Source organism: Flavobacterium sp. LS1P28, from assembly GCF_003970335.1.
GTDB lineage: Bacteria > Bacteroidota > Bacteroidia > Flavobacteriales > Flavobacteriaceae > Flavobacterium.
Window position 1 is genome coordinate 48901 of sequence record NZ_RYDI01000004.1, and the last position, 19427, is coordinate 68327.

The following is a 19427-nucleotide window of genomic DNA, read 5'->3' on the forward strand; positions in this document are numbered from 1 at the left end:
TTTCCTGTTTTATTCCTCTTCCTCCGTACTATGCGACTTTGAATAGCCTCTCCATTTCTCGATGCAGTCCTGTAAATCCTGCGGAAGTTCCGTATCAAAACGCAGCATCTCACCGGTTGTAGGATGAACAAAACCCAATGTTTTAGCGTGCAAAGCCTGTCTTGGCAATGCTTTGAAACAGTTGTCAATAAACTGTTTGTATTTTGTAAACGTAGTACCTTTTAAAATCAAATGACCGCCATACCGCTCATCATTAAATAAAGGATGTCCTATGTGCTTCAAGTGTGCCCGAATTTGGTGCGTTCTCCCGGTTTCCAGTTGGCATGAAATTAAAGTAACATAACCAAAACGCTCCAACACTTTGTAATGCGTCACGGCTGGCTTCCCTATTTCCGGATCAGCAAAAACCGCCATCTGCATGCGGTCTTTAAGGTGACGTGCCAAGTTTCCTTCAATCGTTCCTTTTTCTTCGACTACATTTCCCCAAACCAAAGCCACATACTCTCTTTCGGAAGTTTTAGCTTCAAATTGCTTGGCAAGATGTGTCATAGCCGCTTCGGTTTTAGCAATCACTAATAAACCAGAAGTGTCTTTGTCAATTCGATGCACTAATCCGGGACGTTCGCTGCTGTTCATTGGCAAATTATCAAAATGATACGCCAAAGCATGTACTAAAGTTCCGGTGTAATTTCCATGACCGGGATGCACTACCATTCCTGGCAATTTGTTGATCAATAACAAAGTATCGTCTTCATACACAATATCAAGCGGAATATTCTCCGGAATAATATGGTTTTCATAAGGAGGATGCGTAAGCATCACCCGAACTACATCATGGGCTTTTACCTTGTAATTCGACTTTACGGTGGCATCGTTTACAAAAATATTGCCATCGGTCGCCGCAATTTGTATTTTATTGCGAGTTGCATTTTGAATCAAACTCATCAAATATTTATCAATCCGCAAAGACGTTTGTCCTTTAGGAACTTCAAATCTAAAATGTTCAAATAACTCGTCTTCTAAATCTATTGTATCACTATTATTGTTCATCAACTGGTATTTCTTCTATTGGTGTTGCCAGTGTATCTGCAGCACTGGTCTCTTCATAACTCATTTTTCCGTCTCCTAAAACCAAGTCGATTTTGGAGGATTTTAGGACTCTGTCCCCTGCTTTCAGGTTTCTGCCTTTGAAACGCATTTCCAGCACCATGTCTTTTCCAAGATTGGGAACGTAGGTAATTTCTCCTTCCTCAAGTCCTAAAGCTTTCAATGTAGGTACTGCTTCGCGATACGTTTTATTGACTAAATCCGGAATACGAACCGATGAAAATCCCGAAGTATTTATTTTAATATATATTTTTCGTCCTACTTTTACTTTCGTACCGGGCGTTGGATCTTGCTTAACTACACTAAATTGCGGAAAATCACTTCTATAATCTACGCTGTCTAAAAGTACATAATCTAAATCCAGCTCATTCAGTTTTTCCTCGACTTGTTCTTCTGTCAACTTACGCAAATCCGGCACGGTAATTTCATGTCCATGATCTGTTGTAAAAGTCAACCAATGCATAAATAAATAACCCAAAGCGACAATAATGGCAAGTGCAATTAGTATTTGAACAAAGAAAACACGGCTGGTAAGATACTTACGTAAACTCATAAATTTATTTTTATATCTGGCAAAGATAAAGCTATTTCGTTTCAAAAAAAATGATAATTTTGTTTAGAATTCGTTTAGTCGGTCAATCGATTAAACGTTTAACCGATTAAACGTATATAATGAAAAACATTGCCATCATCATGGGCGGATATTCCAGCGAGTATAAAATCTCTCTTATCAGCGGAAACGTCGTATATCAATTTCTGGACAAAACAAAATACAACGGATTCCGAATCCATATTTTCAAAGAAAAATGGGTTTATGTTGATGCTGATGATGCCGAATTCACTATCGATAAAAATGATTTTTCAGTAACTGTTGATGGTAATAAAATCACTTTTGACTGTGTGTTCAACGCCATCCATGGAACACCAGGCGAAGACGGATTAATGCAGGCCTATTTTGAATTATTGCATATTCCGCAAACTTCCTGCGATTATTACCAAGCAGCATTAACGTTCAACAAACGCGATTTATTATCAGTTTTAAAACCATACGGCATAAAAACAGCCACTTCCTATTACTTAAACAAAGGTGACCGTATCAATACGGACGAAATTGTAGCTAAAGTAGGTTTGCCCTGTTTTGTAAAACCCAACAAAGCCGGTTCTAGTTTTGGCATTTCCAAAGTAAAAACTGCTGCCGAATTGCCCATTGCAATAGAAGTTGCTTACAAAGAAGACAACGAAATTATCATAGAAAGCTTCTTGGATGGCACCGAAGTTTCTGTAGGAGTAATCAATTATAAAGGAAAAGTAACCGTATTACCAATAACTGAAATTGTTTCAGACAATGATTTCTTCGATTATGAAGCCAAATATTTGGGTAAATCACAGGAAATCACTCCAGCGAGAATCTCGGATGAAATGACTCAAAAAGTGAGTGAAATTGCTAAACGTGCATATGAAGTCCTGAAAATGAAAGGTTTTTCCCGAAGCGAATTTATATTGGTAAACGGAGAGCCACACATGTTGGAAATGAACACCATTCCGGGATTAACAACGGAAAGTTTGATTCCGCAACAAGCCAAAGCCGCCGGAATTTCATTGGAAGATTTGTTTACAAATGCGATAGAACTGGCTTTGTAATAAATCACTTAATTCTTAAATACTAAACAAACGTGTCATTTAAACAAAGGAATACATTCAAATAATGTCATTCCTCCGCTGTCAGAATGACAAAACAGAAAAAATAAATGAGAAAAGCAATATTTCCAGGTTCATTTGACCCCATCACTTTAGGACATGAAGACATCATCAAAAGAAGCATTTCCTTATTTGATGAAATCGTTATTGCCATTGGTATCAATGCCGAAAAAAAATATATGTTTTCCCTCGAAGAAAGAAAACAATTCATTGAGGAAACCTTCAAAAACGAACCAAAAGTTTCCGTGATTACCTATGAAGGTTTGACGATTGATCTGTGCCACAAAATAAACGCTAATTTTATCCTTCGCGGTTTGCGCAATCCTGCTGATTTCGAATTTGAAAAAGCAATTGCGCACACGAATCGTCGGTTATCAAAAATTGAAACTGTGTTTTTATTGACCGCTGCAAAAACGTCGTACATCAGCTCCAGTATTGTACGAGATGTAATTCGCAACAACGGGCAATATGAAATGCTTGTTCCCGATGCAGTCCGAGTAAAATAATTTTAAAGCGATTTTGTCAAGTCGAGCGCAGTCGATACTAATGGATAGGTCTCGACTGCGCTCGACTTGACAAATAAACAGTCCCAATATAACTTGTAAAACGAGGCAATAATCCGTAATTTTGCCAAAAATAAAAGCCGTTAAACATGAGTATAGAAAGAGAATTAAGCAAACGCAGCGGGTCAAAATGTGAACTTTGTGGCGCAACTGAGAACCTGAAAGTGTACCAGGTATTGCCTACCAAAAAAGGAGGGATTGAGGAAAACATCATGGCTTGTAGCACCTGTATTGACCAAATTGAAAATCCGGATACCGTAGATTTAAATCATTGGAGATGTCTAAATGATAGCATGTGGAGTGAACATACTGCCGTACAAGTTGTCGCGTGGAGAATGTTAAGCCGTTTGCGTGGTTCTGGATGGCCTCAAGAATTATTAGACCAAATGTATTTAGACGAAGATACTTTGGCTTGGGCACAAGCAACAGGTGAAGGCGAAGAAGAGGAGAACAAAGTCATTCACCGTGACAGCAACGGCGTGATTCTTGAAATTGGAGATTCAGTAGTTTTAATTAAAGATTTGAAAGTAAAAGGTTCAAGCATGGTAGCTAAACAAGGAACTGCAGTGCGTAACATCAGACTGGATCATGAAAATGCCGAATATATTGAGGGTAAAGTAGACGGCCAGACTATTGTCATTATTACACAATACGTTAAGAAAATATAATGGTCAGTTGACAGTTTTTAATGATCAGTACCTGAGTTGATAAAAAAATTCAGTGGTCAGAAATAAGTGTAATCAGAGACTTCATTAAAGCAAAAAATCGTTAACAGTAAATTTAATTTACCTTTAACGATTTTTTTATTGTCAATTATTTTACGGATAGCTAACCCAGAAGCTTCAGGACTGAACACTGAACACTTTTCAAAACTGAACACTAAAAACTACTCCTCTTCTTTCTTAATCACTTTTCGAGCGACTTCTATTTTGAATTTCTTGCCTTTCATTTTTTCGTCTTTAATGGCTTGCAATAAGTCTTTCACTTTATTGAATTTTACGGCAGCAAATGAGATAAAATCTTTCACTTCAATTAATCCTAAATCGTCTTTTTCTAATTTCCCTTTTTGGGAAAAGAAACCTACGATATCAATTTTATTCAATTTATTTTTCTTTCCACCACTGATGTAAATCGTTTGAAATTCAGGTGGTTTTGGCAATGAAGTGGAATTCTCCACTTTCAAAGCTTCCATTCCGTAATCGATGTAATCCATTTTTTTCTCACTTTCATGAGCAATAATATACGCCGTGCCAGAAGCTAGCATACGTGCTGTACGTCCGTTTCTATGGGTAAATTCGTCTTCTTTAGATGGCAAATGATAATGAATAACATGATTCATTTCAGGGATATCGAGTCCACGAGCAGCCAAGTCAGTTGTGATTAGATAACTTACACTTCCGTTTCTAAACTGGATTAAGGCGCGTTCTCTTTCGTCCTGATCCATTCCGCCATGATAATACGTGGCATAAATTCCTTTTTCGTTCAACGTATCGCTGATGCGCTCTGCAGCATCACGATGATTACAAAAAACAATTGCCGATTGTGATTTCAACGAACAAATCAAGTTGAATAAACTTCCTATTTTATCTTTTTCTTTCGAAACGACCATTTTCATCGAAAGATTCGTTTCGGCCACGTTTTCTGGAATAAAGTCCAAAATAGTCGGGTTTACGACTCTTGTATATCGTGGAATTTCAATATCGGAAGTGGCCGAAACCAAAACGCGTTTATTGAGTTTCGTTAATTTTCCAATTATAAAAGACATTTGTTCATGGAAACCCAATTGCAACGATTTATCAAACTCATCCAAAATCAAGGTTTGAATTTTATCTACTCGGAAAGTGCCTCTGTCGATATGATCCGCGATTCTTCCCGGAGTTCCTATTAAAACTGCTGGAGGATTACTTAAGTTTTTAATTTCGGTATCGATGGAGTGTCCGCCATAGCACACATTTACTTTATAATCGGTTCCCATTTTTTTCCAAACCTGCTCAATCTGCAATCCTAATTCGCGTGAAGGAACCAAAATTAAACATTGAACCGATTGAATTTCGGGTTGTAACATTTCTAAAATCGGCAACAAAAAAGCCAAAGTTTTTCCGGAACCTGTTGGCGAAAGTAATAAAATATTATTGTCATTCAAGATTGCATCTTGTGCTACTTCCTGCATTTTGTTCAGGCTTTCGATGCCTAAATTCGAAAGTATATTATTGGAATGGTGTTTCTTATTCATTTTTTTTATTTGGACAAAGGTAATTTTTAATTCTCAGTTATGAATTTTGTATTTTCATTCTTTTTCAATCGGGTATTTCCTTTTCTTACATTCATATCTACAGCTGTCTAAAAAAAGCTACATTTGATATTCCATTTAAAAAACCGAAAAATGAGACTTTTCACATTCCTTTTTTTACTATTCTCCATCAGTGCTTTTGCACAAAAAAACAATAAATACGATACTTTTTTCGAAAAAGGTAATGGAAATCAATCGGCATCTTACCAAGAAACAATTGCGTACTTCAAACTTCTGGCGGATGATTTCCCTACTATCGAAATGCGAAAAATGGGACAGACAGACAGCGGTGAGCCTTTGCACATGGTTATTTTTAATCCGGAACAGCAATTTGACTTTGGAGTCATCCAAAAAAACAAAGCGGTAATTCTGCTCAATAACGGCATTCACGCAGGGGAACCTGACGGAATTGACGCTTCCATGCAACTGTTTAGAGATTTAGCGTTAGGCAAAATAAAAGTGCCAAAAAACACCATTATCGTTTGTATTCCGGTGTACAATATTGGCGGCGCTTTAAACAGAAACTCCACTTCAAGAGCCAATCAGGACGGACCTGAAATCTATGGTTTTCGTGGCAATGCCAGAAACTACGATTTGAATCGAGATTTTATCAAATCAGACACCCGTAACACGAAAAGCTTTGTAGAAATATTCCATAAAGTAAATGCAGATGTTTTTATTGACAATCACGTCAGCAATGGCGCGGATTACCAATACAAACTGACGTATATTATGACCCAACATAATAAACTAGGAACTATTTTAGGGAATTTTTTAAATACTGAAATGATGCCTGCTTTGGTCGAAGATTTACAAAAAAAGAATATCGAAACTACGCCTTATGTCAATGCTTTTCAGGACACACCAGACAAAGGTTTTGGTCAGTTTTTTGAGAGTCCACGATTTGCAACCGGTTATACTTCATTGTTCAACACCATTGGGTTTGTGGTAGAAACGCACATGCTAAAAAATTATGTGGATCGGGTGAAAGTAACTTACGAATACATGCGTTCCGCAATTGATTTTACAGATGCTAATTACAAAAAAATCAAACAACTGCGATTAAAAAATGAAGAGCAGTATAAACCACAACAATCGTACACGATAAAATGGGAAATTGACAGTACAAAAACGATTCCTTTTTCGTTTTTAGGCTATGAAGCCAGTTACAAAAAAAGCGACGTCACCTCCGGAAACCGTTTGTTTTATGACCAAACAAAACCGTACAAAAAAGATATTCCGTACAATAAGGAATTTAAATCGGTAAAAGAGATAATAATACCAGAAGCGTATATAATTCCGAGAGGATTTTGGCCTGTAATTGAATTATTAAAGAGCAATACGATCTCCTATCGCCAATTAAAAAAGGACACAATAATTGAAGTTGAAAGCTACAGGATTGCGGATTTCAAAACGGCAAGTTCCGCATACGAAGGTCATTATTTACACCGAAACACTTCGGTAACCGCTAAAATGGAGAAAGTGGCTTTCGCCAAAGGGGATTACGTTATTCCTACACAACAAAAGGGAATCAAATACCTATTGGAAACATTGGAACCAGAGGCCGTCGATTCTTTTTTCAATTGGAATTTTTTCGACACGATGCTACAACAAAAAGAAGGGTATTCCGATTATGTTTTTGAAGATTCTGCAACACAAATTTTGAAAGATAATCCAAAATTAAAAGCCGAATTTGATTTAAAAAAACAAAGTGACGTTACCTTTATCAATAATCCGGAAGCGCAACTGGACTGGATCTACAAACATTCCGTTTATTATGAAAAGGCACATTTACGCTATCCTGTGTATCGTGTTTTAAAATAAAAAAACGCTCGTTAAAATGTTTATTACACACAAATTTCACGAATTCCCACAGATTAATTCGTGGAAATTCGTGAAATTAGTGTTTAACTTACTATGCCAATTTAAAAATCAGTTCAAAACTGTTCAATCAGCTTATCTTTTGACAAAATGAAGTGCTATCTCAAGTGCTTTTCTTCTTCAAATAATAATTTTATATTTTCATAGGAATTTTTCAAAGCTTCCTTAATTTGCTCCGGATTCATCCATGCTACTTTATCAATTCCTTCTTCTAATTGTCCATGAGGTGTTCCTTCAAAATCAGATTGCATTTCGAACCAATGTGTAATTTTTAGTTTGTACTTGCCGTTACGTCTAAAAACATGATACGTTTTTTGAAGTTTATGGGAAATTGTCAAGCCATTTACTCCGGTTTCCTCCTCTACTTCTCGCATAGCAGTATCCCCAATTTCCTCTCCTTTTTCGATTCCTCCTTTGGGTAAATCCCATTTTCCGTTTCTAAAAATGAATAAGACTTCTCCTTTTTTATTGTACACCAAGCCACCTCCTGCTTTAGTAACCGGGATTTTTGCTTTCAAAGTCTTCATAATCAAGCTTTCATCCGGATGGTATAAATAGGCTTTATTAATTTTATTTTGAAAGATTTTTACTATAAGTTGCTCTATATCAATGCTTTCTAGCAAAAATAATTGAAAATCGGTCTCCTTGGAGATATGATTTGTTAAAAAAAGTGGTTTGTCGTTAACAAAAACTTTATACATTTGTACTATGATTTTTAATAAAGATACAGCCGAAAAAACAGCCGAATTTCTTTTGCAAATAAATGCAATTAAATTGAATCCAAGAAATCCTTTTACATGGGCTTCTGGATGGAAATCGCCTATTTATTGTGACAACCGATTAATCCTCTCATTTCCAGCGGTACGAAATTATGTCCGGGATGAATTTTCTAAGAATATTCAGAAACAATTTGGTAAACCAGATGTTATTGCCGGTGTAGCCACTGGAGCAATAGGAATTGGTATGCTGGTTGCTGAAAGTTTAGGAGTCCCGTTTGTATATGTGCGTCCGGAACCTAAAAAACACGGGAGACTAAATCAAGTCGAAGGTTTTTTACAAAAAGGGCAAAATGTAATAGTGGTGGAAGATTTGATCAGTACCGGAAACAGTAGTTTACTTGCTGTGGAAGCGTTGCGCGAAGCAGGAGCCAATGTCAAGGGCATGGCCGCGATATTTACGTATGGTTTTGATGTAGCTGAAACTAATTTCAAGAGCGCACATGTGGATTTATACACTTTAAGCAATTATCAAAATTTATTAAATTTGGCTGTAGCCAAAAGATACATTACTGAAGAAGAAGAACAAACTTTAAGAGAATGGAATGTAAATCCGTCTACCTGGAACATTTAAGTTTAAAAAAATAAAAACAAAATCCTACAAAACATGAACTTAGAAAGTCCAAAAGTTACTGTACCCAAATCCGCTCAAGAATTATTTGGTTTATTAAGCGATGTAAAAAATTTTGAAAAACTAATGCCTGAAAACATTGCTAAATTTGAGGTTATTGGTGATGATGCATTTATTTTTGGATTAAAAGGCATGCCCGAAATCAAACTTAAAATGAAAGAAAAAGTAGCGCCTGTAAAAATTGTTTTGGGAGCTGCAAGTGACAAACTTCCATTTACTCTTATAGCAAATATTGAGGCTATAACAGAGCAATCCAGTGCTGTAAAACTTGATTTTGAAGGAGAATTTAACCCTATGATGGCCATGATGATAAAAGGACCAATTGGAAAATTTATAGAAACTTTAGCAGCCAATATGAATAAATTGTAAAAACTGTTTAAGTAGTAACAATATAATAATATTTTAAGTACATGACAAAAAGCTAATCAGATTGTTCTATAATAAATGTTTTTGTTATGTACTAAAAAACAATTGTTTAAAATAAAGTTGTTTTTCTAAAAACAGAAAGTTAAAATTGTTAATAACTATTTTTTTTTTAGAATAGGCTGAATAGTTACCAAAAAAAATAGCTAATGATTAGGTTTTTTAAACGCTTTGTCATTAGCTATTGTAATTTTGAGATAAATTACTTTTATTATAATAATCTAAATATGTTTTGATCAATTACTCATAAAGAGATAATTACCGTTAATTGAATGAAATTTCTGATAGAAGAAAATTATGATTACTCACAATACCATTTTTGTCAAATAGGTTTAGCTTTATCAATGGCACTTTATTTTTGTAGAAAATTTCTATTAAGCCAATGTTATTTTGGATAATAACACCGCCAATTCTGTTTTTATTTGATTCAGTACTAGTCCATGTTTGGGTTATCCCGCTTGAGGTAACATCATACAATGGATACGTGTTTTTTGTATTCATTTTTGAAATCTCACCCCAGTGAACATCTCCCGAAATGAATACAACTCCGTTGGCTTTGGTTTTGTCTATTAAATCAACGAATTTTGTTTGTTCATGAGGCATATTTGTCCAAGATTCATACCCGTTGTACTCATGTCCAAATTGCAAACTTGAGGCAATGATTCGGATATTTGCTTTTTTCGACAATTCATTTTCTAGCCATTTCCATTGCTTGTCTCCAAGAATCGTACTGTCTTTTTTACTATATGGAATATAGTCATTTTTATAAACTGAATTTTTAGGCTCATTTTTTAATAAATTATCTCTAAAAGTTCTTGTGTCCAGCATTATTATCTGAAGTGTTTTATCACCTAGTTTTACATATTCGGAACCATAAATACCTTCATGGTCTCTTCTTTCAGAGTTTTGAGGAACTTCCCAAAAGTTCATAAAAATTTCTTTCGACTCTTTTTTAAAAGGGTAGTGCCTTCCTTTATCGTTTTCTCCAAAATCATGATCGTCCCAAACCGATAAAATTTTAGTTCTTTTTTTTAATTCTTGAAATTCAACTTTGGATGCTAATTTTTCATATTTATTTTTTAATAAATTCATGTCTCGAGTGTCTCCATAAATATTATCCCCAAGATAAATAAATAAATCAGGATTTAGCTTCACGGCGTTCAAAAGCATAGGCTGATCTTTGTCCTGATGGGCACAAGAGCCAAATGCGATTTTGAAACTTTCATCGAGTGAAGTCCCTTGATTCTCATTTTTTTGAGCGTTGCAAAAAATACTGTTTGTTAATATAAATAATTGCAGTATTATTAATAATCTATTGAAATTTGTCATTGTTTTTTTTTTAAAATCGGTTCTGTCATAAAACCTTAAAAGTTATCCCACCAAATTTTATTGTTAATGTTGTCTCCTCCGATTGCTTTCACTGCAGCACTATTATTTTCGGCATTTACGGATTGCTCTATACTTGGATACATTATTCTTCTAGGTATTTTACCCCCATTTTTAGCTCCAGGACCAGCTTGAATAAAGCTTGGTTTTCCAGTTCTTTTCCAATCTATCCAAGCTTCTACACCAGTGTGGTATAAAGCCAGCCATTTCTGTGTATACAACACATCATTGGTGGCGCTATAAGGTGCCGTTGTGACTAAATAATTAGCAGGCATAGTCACACTCCATTGATTAAATGATGCTTCTACAGCAGTGTTGTAATACACCTGGGCAGTTCCGGTAGTAATTATATTTCGTTGACGGGCTTCGGCTAACAAGAAATTTAACTCACTATAAGTCATGAATATTGAAGTTATTTTAGTTTTTGTATAAAAATAATCTTCGGCTCTACGGGAGTATTTTGTTGGTTCCCCAATTTGATCTAAAGCAAGACCTGGCTGAACCCCTTTATAATTATTGGTTCCAGCAATTGGATCGATCCATTCATTCAGACGCGGATCATTGTTCGTGATTAATGTATTTACGATATGGGTTGAAGGCATAACGATATTATAACCATACAATCGGTTTATTCCATCAGTCATAGGAGATATATTTGGAAAAACACCAGTGTACTTGTAATTTGCATTGTCTAAGTTTGACGCAAATAAGGGATAGGTTGCCGGGTTCGAAATGATTTCACTTAGTTTCGTATTTACAACTGTCTTATTAGAAACACGCATTAACAATCGTACATGAAGTGAATTGCAGAATTTTTTCCATTTCAACATGGATCCGTTAAACAATAAATCACCTTCTATTGATTTGCTCGTTTCGATTATGGAATTAGCAGTAGTTAAATTTTCAAATATTTTTGTATAAATCTGTTCTTGAGAATCATACACTGGTTTCAAAATTCCGTCTTCTCCTTTTGATGATTCCGAATAAGGGACATTGCCATACGTATCCGTAATTACACTTATTACATAGGATTCTAATATTAAAGATACGGCCTCATAATTTTTATTGTTCAATACAATGGCTTGTTTTTTAATATCATTGATGTCGTTAAGCCATTTATACATATTCCAGAAACGGCTGCTAGCTCCCCAATTATATATGTCTAGCTCATTGTATTCATAGTTCCCGCCATATTGAGCCACAATATCTCCAAAGTCAAAAGCATTCGATACATTTTCATTTGCTAAATTAAAAATGACATTTGGTAATAATGTTTTAGGTTGGGCTGCTGTTGGCTGGTTTTTGTTGGTGTTAATTTCTTCGAATTGATCAGTACAAGAAATTGAAACACTTAATAATAGAACGAATATTAGAAATTTTTTCATGATTGTTTTTTTTTAGAATGAAACATTTAGTTTTACACCATAACTTCTTGAAGATGGAAGTTGCATAACTTCAAATCCTGGTAATAATGTTCCTCCGCTTATAGATTGAGTTTCCGGATCGATATTAGGCACTTTTGTCCAAAGAGCCAGGTTGTTTCCTACTAAGCCAATGCTTATATTTTGCATATTTGCAGCTTTAATTAACTTTTGTGGAAATCTATAGTTCAAGCTTATTTCTCTCAATTTTACATAAGAAGCATCAAATGAATTTGCTTCAATATTATCACGACGAAAAGCATTTGAATAATACCAGTTTTCGGCACTAATGACTGTTGTATTTGGACTGTACGAACCATCTGAATTTTGTACCACACCATCACCAACAATTCCAGTTTCTCTGCCTGGTAATGAAACGTCTAATATGCCACTTTCCATTCCTATCGCATTTGTCATTGAATAAATTTTACCGCCGTGTCTTACATCAAATAAAGCATTAAGAGTGACATTTTTAAACCTTAAATTAGTAGAAAGACCCAGCATCCAGTCTGGATTGTAGTTTCCGATTTTTTTAATTTGAGTGTCTAAAATTGGAGAGCCAGTATTATCAAAAACAACTTGACCATCAGGACTTCTAAGATAACCTCTACCATACATGTCTCCCATTCTTTCCCCTACACGAGCTTCTACAGTTCCACCGTTAGGACCTTGTGCAATTATATAACTGCTAATTCCTTCTGTTAATTCTTTTACAACTCCTCTGTTTTGGCTAAAGTTAGCATTAATTGACCATTCTAGATTTTCACTTCTAACAGGTGTAAACCCTAAGCCTATTTCAATTCCTTTATTCTGAATTTTTCCTGCATTGATTACGTTTGATGTAGATCCGGTTGCTTGTGAAACATCTAAACCTACAATTTGATTTTTGGAGTTTGTAATGTAATAACTAGCATCTAGTGTTATTCTTCTGTTGAAAAACTGAGCTTCGACCCCTACTTCATAGGATGTTGCAATTTCAGGTTTCAAATTACTATTTAAAATAGTTCTTGGATTTGTTAATGTACCTGCTAAAGCTCCATTTTCATACGTTTTTACTAGACGATACGGATCAGTATCATTTCCTACAGATGCGGCATTTGCTCTAAATTTTAAAAAATCAATGTTTTTATTCATTTCAAACAATGATGTAGGTATAAAACTTAAAGATGCTGAAGGATAGAAATAAGAATTGTTATTTGCCGGAAGTGTAGAAGACCAGTCGTTTCTGGCGGTTAGATCTAAATAAAGATAGTTTTTATAGCCAATATTTGCCATTCCATACGTACTATTTATACGTTTCTTATAGATATTTCTGGATTGTATAGGCATTACATTAATATTTTGTAAATTGTAAATTCCGGGAATACTGATTCCTTGTCCTTCAATTTTACCTTCAGATGTGTATTGATTCATTCGGTTTGCACCTACAGAAAACTTTGTTGAAAAATCTCCAAAAGTACGATCGTAAGTAAGTAAAGCGTCTGAATTGTACTCCGTAAAAGTGATACTTTGTTCACGGTACATTCCTTGTGAATATCTGGAAGATCCAATAGGTCTTCGTGACCAGCGGAAATCATTGGAATTGTCCATTCCCATTCGAACCATTAAAGAAAGGGTTTCATTGAAATCATACGTTGAAGCGATATTACCAAATAGACGGTCTTTTTTAAAGGCATTAATGTTTTCATAAGCAATTTTAAAAGGATTGTCTCCCCAGCTGAACATCCTGTTTTGTTTGACGTCTTTAACAATCCAATAATCCTTAAGCCAGTCTAAATCAACATTGGTATGATTCCATAATAAATTATACATAAGCCCTTGACTTCCATATCCAGTTACAGGAGTATTGTCACTACGGCTTTTTGTATAAGTAGCTATCGTTATTACTTTCCATTTATCTGAAATTTTATGGTTTAAGTTCAAACTAATATTGTCTCTTTTTAAATTTGAATTTGGGACAATATCCTCACTTGTAGTTTTTCCGTAACTCAAACGAAAATTAGTTTTCTCATCTGAACCAGTTATGGATACTGAGTTAGAAATTGAATTTCCTTTTCTGAAAAAGTCATTTAAATCATATCTGAATTGGAAAGGAAGTGCTACTCCTTGACCAACAGAATAACCTGGACTTCCGTTTTGTAAAATAGACAATCCGGAATCTAATCTAGGACCTAAATTAGTATCTGCTCCTGGATCATAGGTTAATTTTGATCCTGCACCGTAAATCTCCTGTATTTCAGGTAATCTTAGCGCTTCACTTGTCATGAAAGAGGAAGAGATGGAAACACCAAGACCTTTATTTTTTTTACCTGATTTAGTAGTAATGACAATAACTCCATTTGCTGCTCTTGATCCATACAAGGCAGATGCCGCTGCACCTTTTAATACATTCACGCTTTCTACATCTTCTTGGTTTATTTCTGATGCCCCATTACCATAATCCGTTGGTAAATCACGTTGATTGGTTGAACTGCCACCAACTCCATACGTATTGTTATTTATCGGTATTCCGTCAACAACAAATAATGGACTGTTATTATTGATATTTAACGATTTATCGCCGCGAATCACCACTCGGGAAGAGCTTGTAATCCCATTTCCGGAACCTGTTATTTGAACACCGGCAACTTTTCCTGATAAATTGGAAACAAAATTAGTGGAGTTGACTTTATTGATATCATCTGATTTTAATTCTTGAGAAGCATATCCAAGAGCTCGTTTTTCTCTTCTGATACCTAAAGCAGTTACTACGACTTCTCCCAAAGCCAATGAATTATCATCCAATACCACATCTATTTTAGACGTTTCAGAAGTTAAAATTTCTTTAGTTTTAAAACCCATAAAAGAGAATACTAAAGTTTTTCCATTTTCAGTTTTAATGGAATAGTTTCCATCTAAATCTGATATTGAGCTCAATTTGGTCTCTTTAACCATAATAATAGCTCCTGGTAATGGAAGCCCCGACTGATCGGTTATTTTTCCAGTAATTGTTTTTGTTTGTCCATTAATTAAGTGAACAGAAAAAACAAATAAAAAAAACAATAATTTTTTTCCTAAGATTTTCATTTTTTGTGAAGTTTGATTTTTGAGGGCAAACTTACTCGTAAGATGTATGGCGTATGTTATGATACTTTTAACAAAATATATTCATTTATTAACAAAAAAATATACTGTTAAATAATTGATTTATGAGTCTTTCGGTAGTGTGTGTTAAAATTTATTAAGGTCTTAAAATATTCATCTATATAGCTTTAAAGTGTCTTGTGTTTTATTTTTTGATTGTAATTTTGTTTCTATCTCAACAGATAAAAACAAAAAAATATTTTAATTAAAGTTTAATTGTGGATTTGCTAACTTTATTCATACAATTGGATAACATTAGAACCTTTATCTTAACTTATGTAACAAGTACGTAAAATTTATAACCGAGCTTTTTTTATGAGAAATCTTTTAGTTGAGTTGTGAGAGACAACATCCAGATCAAAGAATTAGAAGTTATCACTCCGCAGTTGTATCATAAGTGAAAAAGTATGAATCTTTAGGGTCTGCTGAGAAACACACATTAATTTACACTTCAATTAGATATAGCAATATTTGAGAAACTAAGTGCCTCCATTTGATGCTTCTTTATTTGTAACATTCCGAAAGCATTTAAATTTGGATGTTATCAATCCAATCACGGAGAAAATTATTGCTATAAAAACTAAACAGGAACAGAAAAAGAATGAACCCAAAGACGATTCGGATTCAGCAAGCAATGATGAAAATCCCAATAGAGGAAGTCATTTAATGGATTAACAGCATATTTTTAGTGCTCAACCTAGTCAAATTAGCAGGAGTGATACCCCAGTCTGATAGTTATGATATTCGAGAGTTTATCAAAAAGGGTAATACTAGAAATTGACCAAAACCAAAACAGGTGTGATTTAAACGAAAATCATAACTATATCTTTTATGAAAATCTAGAATAAACGGGTCTCTGAGTTTTTCAGCAAACCCTATTTAGGAGTAAATTTTATTTTATGAATTTTCACATTTAATACAACATTTGAATTTCTTTGATGTCAAATTCAACGACACGATCATCTTCCAGAAGAACCAGAAGTTTCCCAGATACCGAAACGCCCTGAATAATTCCCATAAAGTTACCGTTATTATGAGCTGAAAAGGCCATAGGAATACCTTTTTTGTATAATGTGTTTGTGTATTTGTTCCAAGAAGTACTGGATTGCTGATTCCATAATGCTCTATTTTTTTCTAAGGATGTAACAATAGTAGAAAGAAGTGCTTCTTTATCAAATTCAGTTGCACAAATCACGGCCAAAGAAGAAGCTTTTGCTAAATTTTCGAAATTAGTTTGATTTACATTGAGTCCCAAACCTACAATAGAAACAATTGTTCCGTCGCTTTTGATGCTATTCTCTATCAAAATGCCACCTATTTTTTTATTGTATGACATAATGTCGTTAGGCCATTTGATACTAAGATCAGGAATCCTAAGCGATTCTAAAACCTCAATTACAGCAAGTGAAACCAAAATATTTAAGCTGAAAATCTGACAAATATCTGCTAAAAAATCCTTAACCAAAATACTCATTATTAAGTTTTTACTTGGTTCAGAAACCCAAACAGCTCCCATTTGTCCTTTTCCTTTTGTTTGACTCTCAGCGGTAACAACAGTAAAGTTTTCGAGCTCTTGTTTGTTCGATAACCCTTTAAGGAATTCGTTTGTAGAATCTATGGCATCGAGTTTGATTACCTTACTATACGTTTTTTTGTGAAACATAATTTAATATTGTGTTAAGGTTCAAAAATAATCACAAAAAATGGTAACTTTACAAACTTATATTAAAAATAATTCATGGCGAAAAAGACTATAAATAATGACGTTCTATTAGCGAACATCATTAAAGGGATAGAAGAAGTAAAAGGGAATGATATCACTATCCTTGATTTAAGAGAAATAGACACTGCAGTTTGCGACTATTTTGTAATCTGTAATGGAAATTCAAACACGCAGGTAAATGCAATAGTCAACTCTATCCAAAAAACAGTTTCAAAAGAATTAAAAGACAAGCCTTGGCATGTTGAGGGAACTGATAATGCAGAATGGGTATTAATGGATTATGTGAATATAGTGGTTCATGTATTTCAAAAACATATTAGAGAGTACTACAACATCGAAAGTTTATGGGGCGATGCTAAAATAACAACTATAGAAAACAAATACTAAAGACACATAATCCGTAGTAATGGCTAAAGAAAATAATCCAAATCCGAATAAGTTTAAAGTAAGCCCTTGGCTAATTTACGCTGCAATATTATTAATTTTCTTATTTATAAGTTTTATAACTAATGGCTCCAGTCTTAATGAACCCGGACAATTAACCTCGTCTAAGTTTAACGACTACTTAGAGAAAGGTCAGATCGATAAAGTTGTTGTAAACAACAAAACCGAAGCTGAAGTTTTTCTGAATGCGGCAGCAATGAAAGATGCAGCACACAAAAAAGTTTCGAAAGATGTTTTTGACAGACCTAATAAAGGACCACATTACGTTTTTAACATTGGTAATGATCAAATATTTCAAAAAAAGCTGGAAGAAGCAGTTGCCAAAGGTAAATTAAACGATTTTAATTTCTTGGCGAAAAGTAATTGGTCAGATATCCTAATCAGTTTATTGCCAATTATAATTATTATAGCCGTTTGGATCTTTATCATGAGAAAAATGTCTGGTGGAGCCGGTGGTGGTGGTGGCCAAATTTTTAATATTGGAAAATCCAAAGCAAAACTATTTGACGAAAAAACAGATATTAAAACTACTTTCAAAGATGTTGCTGGTTTAGAAGGAGCGAAAGAAGAGATTCAAGAAATTGTTGAATTTTTGAAAAATCCTGAAAAATACACCAACCTGGGAGGAAAAATACCAAAAGGAGCTTTACTCGTAGGACCTCCAGGCACCGGTAAAACATTATTGGCTAAAGCCGTAGCTGGTGAAGCTCAAGTACCGTTCTTCTCTTTATCCGGTTCTGATTTTGTAGAAATGTTTGTAGGTGTGGGCGCATCACGTGTGCGTGATTTGTTCAAACAAGCCAAAGAAAAATCTCCTGCAATCATTTTCATTGATGAAATTGATGCCGTAGGTAGAGCCAGAGGAAAAAGCAACATGTCCGGAGGAAATGACGAACGTGAAAATACATTAAACCAATTACTGACAGAGATGGATGGTTTTGGAACAAATTCAAATGTAATAGTTCTAGCCGCTACAAACAGAGCAGATGTACTGGATAAAGCTTTAATGCGTGCCGGACGTTTTGACAGACAAATTTTTGTTGACTTACCCGATATTCGTGAACGTGCAGAAATATTCAAAGTACACCTACAGCCATTGAAAAAAGTGGAAGGACTAGACACTGACTTCTTAGCCAAACAAACTCCAGGATTTTCAGGCGCAGACATTGCTAATGTGTGCAATGAAGCCGCTTTGATTGCAGCGAGACATAACAAAACAGCAGTTGACAAACAAGATTTCCTTGATGCAGTTGATCGAATTGTAGGAGGTCTGGAAAAGAAAAATAAAATTGTAACACCTGATGAAAAAAGAGCAATCGCTATTCATGAAGCAGGTCACGCTACAGTTAGTTGGATGCTTGAGCACGCAGCACCACTAATAAAAGTAACAATTGTTCCTAGAGGACAAAGCTTAGGTGCCGCTTGGTATTTGCCGGAAGAACGCTTAATTGTACGTCCTGACCAAATGCTTGACGAAATGTGCGCTACTATGGGTGGAAGAGCTGCTGAAAAAGTAACTTTCAATAGAATTTCGACAGGAGCGCTAAGTGATTTAGAAAAAGTAACCAAACAAGCTCGTGCAATGGTAACGGTTTATGGTTTGAATGAAAAAATAGGAAATGTTACCTATTATGATTCAACTGGACAAAGCGAATATAATTTATCTAAACCGTATTCTGAAGAAACGGCTAAAGTTATTGATGAAGAAATATCATTACTAATTGAAGGCCAATACCAAAGAGCCATTCAGATTTTAGAGGATAACAAAGACAAACTGAATCAGCTCGCAAATATTTTGATCGAAAAAGAAGTTATTTTTAAAGATGATTTAGAAGCTATATTCGGAAAAAGAACATTTGATAAAAATCTTGAAGAAGTAGTGTCTTAGAAACATCTAAATATTTAATTATTTTTAAAATCTTAATTCAAAAACTACTTTTGAATTAAGATTTTTTTATCTT

17 protein-coding genes are annotated in these 19427 nt (G+C 34.6%); 9 read left to right on the forward strand and 8 right to left on the reverse strand.

Features of this window, described 5'->3' with window-relative positions; all coding sequences use genetic code 11:
• Nucleotides 1–9 precede the first annotated feature (9 nt).
• On the reverse strand, nt 10–1050 hold the full coding sequence (locus EKL97_RS05020) for an RluA family pseudouridine synthase (protein ID WP_126554455.1): 1041 nt from the start codon (nt 1048–1050) through the stop codon (nt 10–12).
• Nucleotides 1040–1660, reverse strand: coding sequence for a PASTA domain-containing protein (locus tag EKL97_RS05025; RefSeq protein ID WP_126460585.1), 621 nt, complete (start codon nt 1658–1660; stop codon nt 1040–1042). Before EKL97_RS05025 ends, EKL97_RS05020 begins: the two co-directional genes overlap by 11 nt.
• Nucleotides 1661–1779: 119 nt before the next feature.
• Between EKL97_RS05025 and EKL97_RS05030 the strand changes: the two genes are divergently transcribed.
• The 3 genes from EKL97_RS05030 (at nt 1780) to EKL97_RS05040 (ending at nt 4036) form a co-directional block, all read left to right on the forward strand.
• The gene (locus tag EKL97_RS05030) at nt 1780–2748 is read left to right on the forward strand and encodes a D-alanine--D-alanine ligase (RefSeq protein ID WP_126561717.1); all 969 of its coding nucleotides are present in this window, start codon (nt 1780–1782) and stop codon (nt 2746–2748) included.
• A gap of 107 nt (nt 2749–2855) precedes the next feature.
• A complete protein-coding gene (gene coaD / locus EKL97_RS05035) occupies nt 2856–3311 on the forward strand; it encodes a pantetheine-phosphate adenylyltransferase (RefSeq protein ID WP_126554451.1) in 456 nt (151 codons plus the stop codon).
• A gap of 146 nt (nt 3312–3457) precedes the next feature.
• Nucleotides 3458–4036, forward strand: a complete 579-nt coding sequence (locus EKL97_RS05040) for a PhnA domain-containing protein (protein WP_126460579.1) — start codon at nt 3458–3460, stop codon at nt 4034–4036.
• Between the two features lie 218 nt (nt 4037–4254).
• Here the strand turns inward: EKL97_RS05040 and EKL97_RS05045 are convergent, their stop codons facing one another.
• Entirely contained in the window at nt 4255–5601 is a 1347-nt protein-coding gene (locus EKL97_RS05045; RefSeq protein WP_126563939.1) for a DEAD/DEAH box helicase, read from the reverse strand.
• 150 nt (nt 5602–5751) lie between these two features.
• Here EKL97_RS05045 and EKL97_RS05050 point away from each other — a divergent pair, with 150 nt between their 5' ends.
• Nucleotides 5752–7482, forward strand: a complete 1731-nt coding sequence (locus tag EKL97_RS05050) for a M14 family metallopeptidase (RefSeq protein ID WP_126568339.1) — start codon at nt 5752–5754, stop codon at nt 7480–7482.
• 155 nt (nt 7483–7637) lie between these two features.
• Here EKL97_RS05050 and EKL97_RS05055 read toward each other — a convergent pair whose 3' ends face one another.
• Complete coding sequence (locus EKL97_RS05055; protein ID WP_126460572.1) at nt 7638–8240, reverse strand: NUDIX hydrolase; 603 nt, start codon at nt 8238–8240, stop codon at nt 7638–7640.
• Between the two features lie 7 nt (nt 8241–8247).
• Here EKL97_RS05055 and pyrE point away from each other — a divergent pair, with 7 nt between their 5' ends.
• Nucleotides 8248–8889: an orotate phosphoribosyltransferase gene (gene pyrE / locus EKL97_RS05060; RefSeq protein WP_126460569.1), complete on the forward strand. Its 642-nt coding sequence runs from the start codon at nt 8248–8250 to the stop codon at nt 8887–8889.
• 33 nt (nt 8890–8922) lie between these two features.
• A complete protein-coding gene (locus EKL97_RS05065; protein ID WP_126460566.1) occupies nt 8923–9315 on the forward strand; it encodes an SRPBCC family protein in 393 nt (130 codons plus the stop codon).
• A 318-nt stretch (nt 9316–9633) separates the two neighbouring features.
• Here the strand turns inward: EKL97_RS05065 and EKL97_RS05070 are convergent, their stop codons facing one another.
• Genes EKL97_RS05070 through EKL97_RS05080 form a run of 3 tightly spaced genes read right to left on the reverse strand, consistent with a single transcriptional unit; the run spans nt 9634 to nt 15242 of the window.
• Nucleotides 9634–10698: an alkaline phosphatase D family protein gene (locus EKL97_RS05070; RefSeq protein ID WP_126568341.1), complete on the reverse strand. Its 1065-nt coding sequence runs from the start codon at nt 10696–10698 to the stop codon at nt 9634–9636.
• A gap of 35 nt (nt 10699–10733) precedes the next feature.
• Complete coding sequence (locus tag EKL97_RS05075) at nt 10734–12140, reverse strand: SusD/RagB family nutrient-binding outer membrane lipoprotein (RefSeq protein WP_126561714.1); 1407 nt, start codon at nt 12138–12140, stop codon at nt 10734–10736.
• Nucleotides 12141–12152: 12 nt separating this feature from the next.
• The gene (locus EKL97_RS05080; protein ID WP_126561713.1) at nt 12153–15242 is read right to left on the reverse strand and encodes a SusC/RagA family TonB-linked outer membrane protein; all 3090 of its coding nucleotides are present in this window, start codon (nt 15240–15242) and stop codon (nt 12153–12155) included.
• A gap of 591 nt (nt 15243–15833) precedes the next feature.
• Here EKL97_RS05080 and EKL97_RS15545 point away from each other — a divergent pair.
• The gene (locus tag EKL97_RS15545) at nt 15834–15974 is read left to right on the forward strand and encodes a hypothetical protein (RefSeq protein ID WP_158614915.1); all 141 of its coding nucleotides are present in this window, start codon (nt 15834–15836) and stop codon (nt 15972–15974) included.
• Nucleotides 15975–16212: 238 nt separating this feature from the next.
• Here the strand turns inward: EKL97_RS15545 and EKL97_RS05085 are convergent, their stop codons facing one another.
• Nucleotides 16213–16962: a biotin--[acetyl-CoA-carboxylase] ligase gene (locus tag EKL97_RS05085; RefSeq protein ID WP_126561712.1), complete on the reverse strand. Its 750-nt coding sequence runs from the start codon at nt 16960–16962 to the stop codon at nt 16213–16215.
• A 75-nt stretch (nt 16963–17037) separates the two neighbouring features.
• Here EKL97_RS05085 and rsfS point away from each other — a divergent pair, with 75 nt between their 5' ends.
• Together rsfS and ftsH are read left to right on the forward strand one after the other, a co-directional pair.
• Nucleotides 17038–17409 carry a ribosome silencing factor gene (gene rsfS, locus EKL97_RS05090; protein WP_126455820.1) on the forward strand — a complete coding sequence of 124 codons (372 nt, stop codon included), beginning with the start codon at nt 17038–17040 and terminating at the stop codon, nt 17407–17409.
• A 19-nt stretch (nt 17410–17428) separates the two neighbouring features.
• On the forward strand, nt 17429–19354 hold the full coding sequence (ftsH, locus tag EKL97_RS05095; RefSeq protein ID WP_126455818.1) for an ATP-dependent zinc metalloprotease FtsH: 1926 nt from the start codon (nt 17429–17431) through the stop codon (nt 19352–19354).
• Nucleotides 19355–19427 lie beyond the last annotated feature (73 nt).

Excerpts from the sequence above, each read along its gene's own strand:
- EKL97_RS05065 (WP_126460566.1), top strand. The coding sequence starts at position 8,923 with ATGAACTTAGAAAGTCCAAAAGTTACTGTACCCAAATCCGCTCAAGAA.
- EKL97_RS05050 (WP_126568339.1), top strand. The coding sequence starts at position 5,752 with ATGAGACTTTTCACATTCCTTTTTTTACTATTCTCCATCAGTGCTTTT.
- pyrE (WP_126460569.1), top strand. The coding sequence starts at position 8,248 with ATGATTTTTAATAAAGATACAGCCGAAAAAACAGCCGAATTTCTTTTG.
- EKL97_RS05070 (WP_126568341.1), bottom strand. The coding sequence starts at position 10,698 with ATGACAAATTTCAATAGATTATTAATAATACTGCAATTATTTATATTA.
- EKL97_RS05025 (WP_126460585.1), bottom strand. The coding sequence starts at position 1,660 with ATGAGTTTACGTAAGTATCTTACCAGCCGTGTTTTCTTTGTTCAAATA.
- EKL97_RS05080 (WP_126561713.1), bottom strand. The coding sequence starts at position 15,242 with ATGAAAATCTTAGGAAAAAAATTATTGTTTTTTTTATTTGTTTTTTCT.
- EKL97_RS05085 (WP_126561712.1), bottom strand. The coding sequence starts at position 16,962 with ATGTTTCACAAAAAAACGTATAGTAAGGTAATCAAACTCGATGCCATA.
- coaD (WP_126554451.1), top strand. The coding sequence starts at position 2,856 with ATGAGAAAAGCAATATTTCCAGGTTCATTTGACCCCATCACTTTAGGA.
- EKL97_RS05045 (WP_126563939.1), bottom strand. The coding sequence starts at position 5,601 with ATGAATAAGAAACACCATTCCAATAATATACTTTCGAATTTAGGCATC.
- EKL97_RS05020 (WP_126554455.1), bottom strand. The coding sequence starts at position 1,050 with ATGAACAATAATAGTGATACAATAGATTTAGAAGACGAGTTATTTGAA.
- ftsH (WP_126455818.1), top strand. The coding sequence starts at position 17,429 with ATGGCTAAAGAAAATAATCCAAATCCGAATAAGTTTAAAGTAAGCCCT.
- rsfS (WP_126455820.1), top strand. The coding sequence starts at position 17,038 with ATGGCGAAAAAGACTATAAATAATGACGTTCTATTAGCGAACATCATT.
- EKL97_RS05040 (WP_126460579.1), top strand. The coding sequence starts at position 3,458 with ATGAGTATAGAAAGAGAATTAAGCAAACGCAGCGGGTCAAAATGTGAA.
- EKL97_RS05075 (WP_126561714.1), bottom strand. The coding sequence starts at position 12,140 with ATGAAAAAATTTCTAATATTCGTTCTATTATTAAGTGTTTCAATTTCT.
- EKL97_RS05030 (WP_126561717.1), top strand. The coding sequence starts at position 1,780 with ATGAAAAACATTGCCATCATCATGGGCGGATATTCCAGCGAGTATAAA.
- EKL97_RS05055 (WP_126460572.1), bottom strand. The coding sequence starts at position 8,240 with ATGTATAAAGTTTTTGTTAACGACAAACCACTTTTTTTAACAAATCAT.